We start from the raw sequence: 12,588 nt of genomic DNA, 5'->3' as shown, positions 1-12,588 counted from the left end.
TATATTAAATAAATATATAGATTTAAACCTTCAAAAATTTCACTCCAACGAGAGCTCATGCGTGAAAGATTTACTAAAATTTTTAAAAGCCCAAACTAAAACTGAAGACTTTGATGCTATCAAAATTTCATTAGCATCACCAGATGTTATTAGATCTTGGTCATTCGGTGAAGTTAAAAAACCAGAAACTATTAATTATCGTACATTTAAACCAGAAAGAGACGGATTATTTTGTGCTCGTATTTTTGGTCCAGTTAAAGATTATGAATGTTTGTGCGGAAAATATAAAAGACTGAAACATCGAGGTGTTATCTGTGAAAAATGTGGTGTTGAAGTAACACAAAGTAAAGTAAGACGTGATCGGATGGGTCATATAGAACTTTCTTCTCCTACAGCTCATATTTGGTTTTTAAAATCATTACCATCACGGATAGGTTTATTATTAGATATGCCACTAAGAGACATTGAAAGAGTACTTTATTTTGAATCGTATGTTGTCATTAACCCTGGAATGACTCATCTTGAAAAAAACCAGATTTTAACAGAAGAACAATATTTAGATGCTTTAGAAGAATTTGGAGATGAATTTCATGCAACTATGGGGGCAGAAGCAATTCAATTATTACTCAAAGATATGAATTTAATAAAAGAATGTGAAAATCTGAGATTAGAATTGAATGAAACAAATTCTGAAACAAAACGAAAAAAACTAACAAAACGAATTAAGTTAATCGAATCATTTATACAATCTCATAATAAGCCCGAATGGATGATTTTAACTGTGTTACCAGTATTACCTCCTGACTTAAGGCCATTAGTGCCACTAGATGGAGGAAGATTTGCGACATCTGATTTAAATGATTTATATCGAAGAGTAATTAATAGAAACAACAGACTAAAAAGACTGCTAGATCTAGCTGCTCCTGATATCATTGTCCGAAATGAAAAAAGAATGCTTCAAGAAGCAGTTGATGCACTGCTTGACAATGGAAGAAGAGGAAGAGCTATTATGGGGTCTAATAAAAGACCTCTGAAATCTTTAGCTGACATGATAAAAGGAAAACAAGGTAGATTTCGTCAAAACTTACTCGGAAAACGCGTAGATTATTCAGGTCGATCAGTAATTACTGTTGGTCCTTATTTAAGATTGCATCAATGTGGTTTGCCTAAAAAAATGGCTTTAGAACTTTTCAAGCCATTCATATATGGAAAATTAGAAGTTCGAGGTTTGGCAACAACTATAAAAGCTGCAAAAAAAATGGTAGAAAGAGAAGAAGCGGTAGTATGGGATATATTAGATGAAGTAATTCGAGAACATCCGGTATTATTAAATCGAGCACCAACTTTGCATAGATTAGGTATTCAAGCATTTGAACCAGTTTTAATAGAAGGTAAAGCGATTCAATTACACCCATTAGTTTGCGCAGCTTATAACGCTGATTTTGATGGTGATCAAATGGCTGTTCATGTTCCATTAACACTCGAAGCTCAATTAGAAGCTAGAGCGTTAATGATGTCTACAAACAACATTTTATCCCCAGCTAACGGAGAACCAATTATCGTACCTTCTCAAGACGTAGTGTTAGGTTTGTATTATATGACCAGGGAAAAAATAAATGGAAAGGGAGAAGGTATGTTTTTAAATGGTTCTAACGAAGCGGAAAAAATATATCATTTAGGTATTGCTGAGCTCCATTCTTTAATTAAAATTAGAATAATAGAATATCAAAAAAATGAAGAAAATAAACTTATTCCTATAAAAAAAATAGTTGATACCACTATAGGTAGAGCGATTTTATGGATGATTGTTCCCAAGGGCCTACCATTTAGTATAGTTAATCAAACTTTAGGGAAAAAAGATATTTCTACAATGTTAAATACATGTTATCGAATTTTAGGCTTAAAACCAACTGTAACTTTTGCTGACCAAATTATGTACACAGGTTTTGCTTATGCAGCAAGATCAGGAGCATCCGTCGGTATTAATGATATGGTTATACCAGAAAAAAAATCAAATATTATTCATGAAGCCGAAATTGAAGTAGCTGAAATACAAGAGCAATTTCAATCCGGATTAGTTACGGCAGGGGAAAGATACAATAAAGTTATTGACATCTGGGCAGCAGCAAATGAAAGAGTAGCTAAAGCAATGATGGAAAATTTATCTACAGAACCAGTTGTAAATAAACAAGGAAAACTACAAAAACAAATTTCTTTCAATAGTATATTTATGATGGCAGATTCAGGAGCTCGAGGATCTGCTGCACAAATTCGTCAATTAGCTGGGATGCGTGGTTTAATGGCAAAACCTGATGGTTCTATTATAGAAACTCCCATTACAGCCAATTTTAGAGAAGGATTAAATGTATTACAATATTTTATTTCAACTCATGGAGCTCGAAAGGGATTGGCGGATACAGCATTAAAAACTGCTAATTCTGGTTATTTAACTAGGAGATTGGTAGATGTAGCGCAAGATTTAGTTGTGACAAAAAACGATTGTGAAACACATGAAGGAATGTTAATGACTCCATTAATAGAAGGTGGGGATGTTAAAGAACCTTTGCGTGAACGAGTATTAGGACGTGTGACTGCGGAAAATATATTACATCCTAATACTAAAAAAATATTAATTCAAAGAAATACTTTATTAAATGAGAAATGGTGTGATCTTTTAGAAAAAAATTCTATAGATACTATAAAAGTAAGATCAGTTGTGAACTGTGATACTGATTTCGGTGTATGTGCATACTGTTATGGAAGAGACCTAGCTCGCGGAAATTTAGTTAATAAAGGAGAAGCAATAGGCGTAATTGCAGCTCAATCTATAGGAGAACCTGGAACGCAATTAACTATGAGAACATTTCATATCGGTGGAGCTGCATCAAGAGCTGCAACTGAATCTAGTATTCAGATTAAAAATAAAGGCATTATCAATCTTAACAATGCTAAATCTGTAACTAACTCATCAGGAAAAATAGTTATCACCTCAAGAAACGTCGAATTAAATATTATTGATAAATTTGGAAGAACAAAAGAAAGCTATAAAATACCTTATGGATCTATAATGGCAAAAAAAAATGGAGAAGAAGTTAACTCTGGAGAAACTATAGCGAAATGGGATCCACATACTATACCAGTCATTACAGAAGTAAATGGATTTATTCGTTTTATAGATATGATAGACGGCCAAAGTATTACAAGACAGGCGGATGAACTCACAGGCTTGTCTTCAATTGTAGTCTTAGATACAGCTGAAAGAATGGCGGTTGGAAAAGATTTAAGACCTTCATTAAAGATCGTTGATGAAAAGGGAAATGATGTACTCATTTCAGGAACAGAAATGCCTGCACAATATTTTCTACCTGGAAAAGCAATTGTACAATTAAATGATGGTGTAAAAATTACTTCAGGCGATACTTTAGCAAGAGTTCCTCAAGAGTCAGGGGGGACTAAAGACATCACTGGAGGATTACCAAGAGTAGCTGATTTATTTGAAGCAAGACGACCAAAAGAACTAGCTATTTTAGCTGAAATTAGTGGTATTATTTCATTTGGAAAAGAAACAAAGGGAAAAAGAAGATTAATTATTACTCCAGTAGATGGAAATGACTCATATGAAGAAATGATCCCAAAGTGGAGGCAATTAAATGTATTTGAAGGCGAAAGAGTTGAACGAGGAGATGTAATATCAGACGGGCCAGAATCACCGCATGATATTCTTCGATTGAGGGGAGTTCAAGCTGTAACTAAATATATTGTAAATGAAGTTCAAGAAGTATATCGTTTGCAAGGCGTGAAAATTAACGACAAACATATTGAAGTGATTGTAAGACAAATGCTTAGAAAAGCAACAATAATTAAATCAGGAAATTCTGATTTTCTTGACGGAGAGCAAGTCGAATTCTCTAAAATAAAAATTTCAAATCGTATATTAAACAAACAAAATAAAATACCAGCTACTTTTTCAAGAGATTTATTAGGAATTACGAAAGCGTCATTAGCAACTGAATCCTTTATATCTGCCGCCTCTTTCCAAGAAACAACTAGGGTATTAACAGAATCAGCAGTAGCAGGAAAAAAAGATGAACTCAGAGGATTAAAAGAAAATGTTATTGTTGGTCGATTAATTCCAGCTGGGACTGGATATGCATATCATAAAGAACGATTAATTCGACGTAAAAATACAAATAATAATCATACGTTAAACGGTAATAACAATTCATCTTCACAAGTTAGCGCCGAAGAAGCATCAGCAAGTTTATCCGAACTATTAAACTCAACTCTTAGTTAATGATGTATGCTTACTAAAATATTATAAAATACGGCTGCTTTTTAAAGCAGCCTAAAACATTTATATAAATATTAAAAATAAATTTTTCTTTCAGCAATAATATACTGTATTTATACTATCTTTTTATTTTTTTTTAGATATATTATATATTTTGATTTTATTTGATTTGCTTAATTAATCTTTTTTATATTAAATCAATTTCAAAAAACACAATATTAATCAAATTACGATCTAAATTATGTAAAATATTTGCTTAAATATACTTTTAAAGTTTTCTAAAATAGATACTTACAAACAAATAATTTATTTTAATTATAAAAATCAGTTTTTTTATTAAAATTTCTATCATATCCATATGATTTAAATTAATTATTATTTTTTTTAATAAAAAGGAAAGATAATGAATAAAACTCAACTAATTGATATTATTTCTAAAAAATCTAATTTATCTAAAATACAAGTAAAATCTACTTTAGAATCAACATTATCTACTATTGTTGAATCTTTAAAAAAAGGTGAATCAGTACAAATAGTTGGTTTCGGTACATTTAAAGTTAATTTAAGAGCTTCTCGTATAGGAAGAAACCCACAAACAGGAAAAGAAATGATGATTCCTGCTACAAAAGTACCTAGTTTTATATCTGGAAAAACATTAAAAAATGCAATTAAATAAAAAAATCAATATAATAAAAAAATCTAAGGGGCAAAATGCCCCTATAATATTTAATATTAAAAAAATTGCAAATAAATTAGATTAAAAAATATTTTTTATACAAAAGAATAAAAATTATGTCATCAAATACTATATTAAAAAATGCCCTTATTAGCGTGTCTGATAAAAAACATTTATTAGAAATGTCTCAAATTTTATTAGAAAAAAAAATTAACTTACTTTCCACAGGAGGAACAGCAAAATATTTAATAAATCATAACATACCTGTAACTGAAATTTCAAAATATACAAATTTTCCAGAAATAATGGATGGTCGTGTAAAAACTATGCACCCTAAAATAATAGGAGGTATTTTAGGAAGAAGAAAAAAAGATAAAAACACAATGAAATTATATAATATACTACCAATTGATATAGTGATTGTGAATTTTTATCCATTTCATAAAATTAATATTCAAAATCAATCTACAACAGAAGAAATAATTGAAAATATTGATATAGGAGGGCCAACACTAGTTAGATCTGCCGCTAAAAATTATAAAGATGTTATAATCATAGTAAATTTTTCTGATTTTAAGCTTATTTTTAATTCTATAGAAAATAATCATATTAGTATAGAAACAAGATTATATTTAGCAAGCCAAGCATTTTCATATACATCAAAATACGAAAAAAATATTAAAAAATATTTCATAAATAAAACACAATCTAACATTTCTCAGAAAAATAACTTATTTCCGGATAAAATAAAATTAAAATTTATCAAAAAACAAAATTTAAGATATGGAGAAAATCAACATCAAAAATCAGCTTTATATATAAAAGAAAACTTTTCAGAACCTGGTACAATTAGCGGGTCGTATCAAATTCATGGAAAACAATTGTCCTATAATAATATATCTGATGCAGATATAGCTTTAGAATGTGTTAAACAATTTTCTACACCAGCTTGCGTTATTGTTAAGCATGGAAATCCTTGTGGAGCTTCTGAAAATATATCTTTATTAAAAGCGTATATATCTGCTTATAAAGCAGATCCGATTTCTGCGTTTGGAGGAATTATTGCGTTTAATGTAATAATAGATGTACAAACAGCTCAAGAAATTATCTTAAGACAATTTGTTGAAGTAATTATTGCTCCTGAAATACATCATTTATCTTTAGAAATATTAAAAAAGAAAAAAAATATAAGAATATTAATCAGTGGAAAATTTAAAAAAAACAATGAAAAAATAGATTTTAAAAAAATAACAAACGGATTGCTTGTACAAGAAAATGATGATAATACTATAGAAATAGAAAAGTTTAATTTTGTTACAAAAAGATTACCTAATGACCAGGAATTTAAAGATGCTATATTTTGTTGGAAAATAGTGAAATATGTCAAATCAAATGCAATTCTGTATGGTCTGAATAGAACAACTATAAGTATAGGAGCTGGACAAACAAGTAGAGTAGATGCAACTCAACTAGCAAATTTTAAAGCAAAAGATCGTGGATTTGATATTCAAGGAGCTACCATGGCATCTGATGCATTTTTTCCTTTTAAAGATGGAATAGAAAAAGCTGCTTCTATTGGTATCAGTTGTATTATTCAACCAGGAGGATCTATTCGAGATCAAGAAGTTATTGAGTGTGCAAATCAATATAATATCGCTATGATTTTTACTTATAAACGTCATTTTAAGCACTAATTTTTTATAATACTTTGAAAATATATTATTTAAATATTTTAAAAAAATAAAATAGTACTGCATTCTTTAAATCATCATTTAGATTTTATTTATAATAAAAATGATCTAAAAGATGATTTAATATTAATTTATTAAATTTTTCAAGATCTCACTTTAAATGATATGATTTTTAATTAGACTTCTCATCGTTTTTGCGGATTTTACCATGTTTTTTAATGCAGATATAGTTTCATTCCACTTTCTTGTTTTTAAACCACAGTCTGGATTTATCCAAATACGATCCAAAGGTATATATTTCATTGCTTTTTTTAATAAAATATTAATTGATTCAACACTCGGTATATTTGAAGAATGAATATCGTATACACCTGGTCCTACTTCATTTGGATATTTAAATTTTTTAAATGCTTCTAATAGCTCCATATCGGAACGCGCTGTTTCAATTGTAATGACATCTGCATCCAATAAAGCAATAGAGTCCATAATATCATTAAATTCACAATAACACATATGTGTATGAATTTGAGTAGTATTTTTTACATTAGAGCAAGTTATACGAAAAGCATCTACTGCCCAGGTTAAATATTCATTCCAATAACTTTTCTTTAATGGCAAACCTTCTCGTAATGCTGGTTCATCAATTTGAATAATTTCAATTCCTGATTTTTCTAAATCTAAAACCTCATCATATAACGATAATGCAATTTGTTTAGAAATCGATTCTAATGAAATATCTTCTCTTGGAAAAGACCAAAATAAAATTGTAACAGGACCGGTTAACATACCTTTGATGGGTTTGTTTGTTAAAGATTTAGCATATTTTAACCATTCCACAGTAATAGGTTTTTTTCGACTAATATCAGAAACAATAATAGGAGGTTTCACACAACGTGAACCATAACTTTGTACCCATCCATTATCTGTAAATACGAAACCATCTAAATTCTCACCAAAATACTCTACCATATCATTTCTTTCGGCTTCGCCATGCACAAAAACATCAATATCTAGTTCTTCTTGAACTTTAATCACTTCTTTAATGTGTTTTTTAATACTTGTTTCATATTCTTCAAAAGTTATTATATTTTCTTTGAAATCTTTTCTTAATTTTCTTATTTCTATTGTCTGAGGAAAAGAACCAATAGTGGTGGTAGGTAAAATAGGTAAATTAAATTTTTCTTTTTGTTCTTTCGAACGAACAGAATAGTTGCTAATACGACTAAAATTATTGTTTAAAATTTTAGAAACACGATTTTGTACTTCAAATTTATGAACTTTTTTAGAAGCACTACGCTTATAAATTGGATCAGACCATTTTTTGATGAAAGTAGTATCATTATCTTCTAATGCTTTTAATAATAATCTTAATTCATTACATTTCTGAACAGCAAAAGAAAACCACTTTTTAGTATCTTGATCTAAATTTTTTTCCATTTCTAAATCAATCGGAGAATGTAATAACGAGCAAGACGAACTAATTAATAAGCTTTGACGAAATTTAATAATTTTAGAAATAACATCAAACCATTTTAATAAATCTGATTTCCAAACGTTTCTACCATTAATAACTCCTAAAGATAAAATCCATTCTTTAGGAATTTTATTATTTAAATCAAATAAATTATATTTTCCAAAAATTAGATCAACATGAATACCATCTACAGGTAAGTTACGAATGAATTCTATATTATGATTAATACTATCAAAATATGTCGTTAATAATATCTTAGTACTTCCATTTAAATATTTATATGCATGTAAATAAGCTTTTTTCCATTTTTCCGGCAACTCTAATACTAAAGCAGGTTCATCTATTTGAACAAAACTAATATTTCTATGAGATAATTTATCTAAAATATGCTTGTATATAGGCAATATACTATCAAGTAAATCTAGTCGATCAAAATGTTTGCCTTTTACTTTTCCTAACCATAAATATGTAATAGGACCTAATATAATCGGTTTAACATTATAACCTAATGCCAAAGCTTGGTCTGTTTCTTCTAAAAGTTGATTCCAAGAAAATTTTAATATTCTATTTTTATTAAATTCTGGAACTATATAATGATAATTCGTATTAAACCATTTAGTCATTTCTGATGCTGAAATATCTGGATTAGATCCTCTAGCTACACGAAATAAACAATCTAAATCAATCGAATTATTAATATTATGATGTCTTTCTGGTATATTTCCTAACATCATACTAGTACTTAAAACATGATCATACCAGGCAAAATCTCCAACTGATATATATTGAATGCCTGCATCTTTTTGTTGCTTCCAATTTTCTTGTCTTATATTTTTACCGATAAGAAGTAAATCTGATTGACTAATCTCACCAGACCAATAAGATTCTTGGGCTTTTTTAAGTTCTCGATTCACGCCTATTCTTGGAAATCCAAGTATATGGTTTGAAATAACCATTGTTTCTCCTGATAATTTCTTATTTTATAATGTATTTAAAGTAATTTAACAATTGATTTCTTTCAAATAGATATCTTATAATTCTAGTATTAAATAAAATACGCAAGCGCAAATATTTAATTCTCGATATGAAGGAATCTCATGATCGAAATAAAGCATCTACGAACACTACAAACTTTAAAAAACAGTGGTTCATTAAGCTCTGCTGCAATTCAATTGCATCAAACACAATCAGCTCTTTCGCATCAATGTAATGAGTTAGAAAAAAGACTAGGTTTTAAATTATTTATCAGAAAAACAAATCCAGTAAAATTTACAATTCAAGGAAAAATTTTACTAAAACTATCCAAAGAAATACTACCAAAAATAGATAAAGCACTAAAAAATTGCAAATATAATCACCAAACTGTTATTAAGCTCGCAATTGAATGTCACAGCTGTATTCATTGGTTAACACCAGTATTAAAAATTTTTAATAAAAATTGGCCAAAAGTAGAAATAGATTTTTATTCTGATATGATTTTCAGTCCTCAACCATCACTACAACAAGGCAAACTAGATATTGTATTTACCTCAGAAGTATTACCTAAAAGCGACCTAATTTATATACCTATGTTTGACTTTGAAGTTCGATTAATTTTATCTCCAAGTCATCCGTTAGCACAAAAAGAAAAAAAAATTATCCCAGAAGATTTAGCGTCTGAAATATTAATGATATACCCAGTGGCGCGTCATAGATTAGATATATGGAAATTTTTTTTACAACCATCAGGAATAGTACCAATATTTAAAAACGTTAATAATACTTCACTTCTGATACAAATGGTATCAGCAAAAATGGGAATCACCGCTTTACCACATTGGGTAGTAGATAATTTTGAGAAACAAAACTTAATTATTACAAAAACATTAGGTAATGGAATCTGGAAAAGATTATATGCTGCTGTGAGAAATGGCGAACAACAAGAAGTAATTATACAAAATTTTATTTGCTCTATATGTTCACATGCTAATATTCATTTGAAATTTATTCGAAATATACTACAACCTAATTTTTTTAAAAATTTTAAATATTAATAATATATTAAGATTAAAATTTTTATATCATTAATCATTAGATCTAAGAAACATTTTATCTAAAAAAACTGCTACACTATCATCTTTATTGCTACCAATCACTTCAGAATAAGGTAAAACTTGTTTTAAACGAACATCAGAATTTTTCATAATACATGATTTTCCGGAAATTCTTAACATGTCATAATCATTCATTCCATCACCGAAAGTAATGCATTCTTGTAGAGAAATACCTAAAATATTAGATATTAATTTTAATCCGTATCCTTTTGAAGTCTTTCCAGATATAATTTCTAAACATCCTGGAAGAGAAAAACTAATATTAACTTGATTATTAAATACACTAATAATATATTTTTCAAGATTATATAACTTTTTAAAATTATTACTAGTAAAAAAAATTTTACTAACATTACTAAAATTAAATGTATCCGGGTGAAAATGTTTATATTTAATTAATGATAAATCGGGACAAAAATTATTTTGAATTTTACTGTTATTTATATACCATTGATTATTTCGATAAACTTGCGTAATAATATCTAAATCTAAATATTTTAAATAACCAAGTTTTGTAGCAATATCTATATTTAAATGACTTTCAAAAATTAGCTGCTTATCTAAATGAAAAACTTTAGCTCCATTAGAAGCAATGATAAAAATTTTAATATTTAAATTATCTCGAATATTCATCATATCAATATGATGACGTCCAGAAGCAAAGACAACGTATAAACCTTTATCTATTAATGATTGTATGATTTTTGTTGTATATTTTGTTATTTTATTTTCTGGAGATAATAACGTACCGTCTAAATCTACTGTAATAATTCGATACATAACAAACCTTAATATCAAAATAATATATTAAATATAATTAAAATACTTTAATAATTAATTTATATTTAAATTGTTTATAATTATGGAAATTTGAAAATATTTTAAATCAAGTAAATTAAAAAAAATTAACATATTAAAAAATATCAAAAAGGATGTATATGTCAAAAACTGAGACAACTATCATTATATTATCAGCTGGAAAAGGTAGTAGAATGAAATCTGATTGCCCAAAAGTATTGCATAAATTAGGTGGCAAAACAATATTAGAATATGTGTTAGATACAGCAAAATCCATCAAACCTAAAAAAATAATATTAGTTTGTACAGAAAAAATAAAAAAAATATTATCTAAAAATCAAAATATTTCTGTAGAATGGGTAATTCAAAAAAAACAAAAAGGAACAGGAGATGCTATAATTATAGCATCAAAATATTTTTCAGACAATGATAACATTATTGTTCTCTATGCAGATATGCCATTAATTTCCAATCAATCTATAAATAAATTAAAAGAATCTAAAAAAAATTCAAATTTAAGCTTATTAACAAGTAATATAAAAAATCCAGACGGATATGGAAGAGTTTATAGAAATAAAGGAAAAGTTATAAGTATTATAGAGGATAGAAATGCTAATAATAAAGAAAAATTAATTAAAGAAGTATATTCTGGAACATTTATTGCAAATGGTAAAGATTTAAAAAGATGGCTTTATAAAATTAATAAAGAAAATATTAATCAAGAAGTTTATGCTACAGATATTGTTTACTTAGCTCATTTAGAAAAGAATATTATTCATACAGTAGAACCATTAAATTATCAAGAAATATTAGGTGTAAATAATCAATTACAATTATCTATTTTAGAAAAAATTATTCAAAAAAAAATAACTAACAACCTTATGATCGCGGGTATTAAATTAAAAGATCCATATCATTTCAGTTTAAGGGGAAAATTGAAACATGGAAAAAACATAGAAATAGATACAGGTGTAATACTAGAAGGAAAGGTAATTTTAGGAAATAATGTTAAAATTGGAACAGGTTGTATAATTAAAAATAGTGTGATTAACAATCATTCTTATATCAAAGAATACACTATTATAGAAAATGTTCAAATAGGAGAAAATTGCACAATAGGACCTTTTTGCCATTTAAGGAATAATACTATATTAAATAATGAAACACATATAGGTAATTTTGTTGAAATTAAAGATAGTGTAGTAGAAAAAAAATCAAAAATAAAACATCTTAGTTATATTGGAAACGCTAAAATTGGTTCTCAAGTCAATATTGGAGCAGGTAGTATCACATGTAATTATGATGGTTTTAAAAAATCACAAACTATTATTGGCGATAATGTTTTTATAGGTTCTAATACCGAATTAATTGCTCCTATTAAAATAACAAAAAATACAACTATTGCAGCGGGAACTACTGTAATGAAAAATATAGAAACACCATGTTTAGTTTATAATAAAAAAGAACAAAAATATAAAAAAAACTGGATTAATCCTAATAAAAACAATAAAAAAACTACTAATTAATAATATGAATTAAAAAATTACTTTATAAAATAAAAAGGG

General features: G+C 27.5%; 7 protein-coding genes. 5 read left to right on the top strand and 2 right to left on the bottom strand.

Features of this window, described 5'->3' with window-relative positions; all coding sequences use genetic code 11:
* The first annotated feature begins 61 nt into the window (after window positions 1-61).
* From rpoC to purH, 3 genes are all read left to right on the top strand, one after another.
* Window positions 62-4,294: a DNA-directed RNA polymerase subunit beta' gene (rpoC, locus tag RJT32_RS00170; protein ID WP_343154285.1), complete on the top strand. Its 4,233-nt coding sequence runs from the start codon at window positions 62-64 to the stop codon at window positions 4,292-4,294.
* 400 nt (window positions 4,295-4,694) lie between these two features.
* The gene (locus RJT32_RS00165) at window positions 4,695-4,967 is read left to right on the top strand and encodes an HU family DNA-binding protein (RefSeq protein WP_343154284.1); all 273 of its coding nucleotides are present in this window, start codon (window positions 4,695-4,697) and stop codon (window positions 4,965-4,967) included.
* A gap of 116 nt (window positions 4,968-5,083) precedes the next feature.
* Window positions 5,084-6,661, top strand: coding sequence for a bifunctional phosphoribosylaminoimidazolecarboxamide formyltransferase/IMP cyclohydrolase (gene purH / locus RJT32_RS00160; RefSeq protein WP_343154283.1), 1,578 nt, complete (start codon window positions 5,084-5,086; stop codon window positions 6,659-6,661).
* A gap of 153 nt (window positions 6,662-6,814) precedes the next feature.
* Here purH and metE read toward each other — a convergent pair whose 3' ends face one another.
* Entirely contained in the window at window positions 6,815-9,088 is a 2,274-nt protein-coding gene (gene metE / locus RJT32_RS00155; protein ID WP_343154282.1) for a 5-methyltetrahydropteroyltriglutamate--homocysteine S-methyltransferase, read from the bottom strand.
* Between the two features lie 141 nt (window positions 9,089-9,229).
* On the opposite strand from metE, the gene metR reads away from it, so the two are divergent.
* A complete protein-coding gene (gene metR, locus RJT32_RS00150; protein WP_343154281.1) occupies window positions 9,230-10,165 on the top strand; it encodes an HTH-type transcriptional regulator MetR in 936 nt (311 codons plus the stop codon).
* Window positions 10,166-10,195: 30 nt separating this feature from the next.
* Here metR and RJT32_RS00145 read toward each other — a convergent pair whose 3' ends face one another.
* Window positions 10,196-11,005 carry a Cof-type HAD-IIB family hydrolase gene (locus RJT32_RS00145; RefSeq protein ID WP_343154280.1) on the bottom strand — a complete coding sequence of 270 codons (810 nt, stop codon included), beginning with the start codon at window positions 11,003-11,005 and terminating at the stop codon, window positions 10,196-10,198.
* Between the two features lie 158 nt (window positions 11,006-11,163).
* Here RJT32_RS00145 and glmU point away from each other — a divergent pair, with 158 nt between their 5' ends.
* The gene (gene glmU, locus RJT32_RS00140) at window positions 11,164-12,549 is read left to right on the top strand and encodes a bifunctional UDP-N-acetylglucosamine diphosphorylase/glucosamine-1-phosphate N-acetyltransferase GlmU (protein ID WP_343154279.1); all 1,386 of its coding nucleotides are present in this window, start codon (window positions 11,164-11,166) and stop codon (window positions 12,547-12,549) included.
* Window positions 12,550-12,588 lie beyond the last annotated feature (39 nt).

Source organism: Buchnera aphidicola (Aphis aurantii), assembly GCF_039388985.1.
GTDB classification, from domain to species: Bacteria; Pseudomonadota; Gammaproteobacteria; order Enterobacterales; family Enterobacteriaceae; genus Buchnera; species Buchnera aphidicola_BL.
This window is presented reverse-complemented; position numbering and strand designations above follow the sequence as displayed.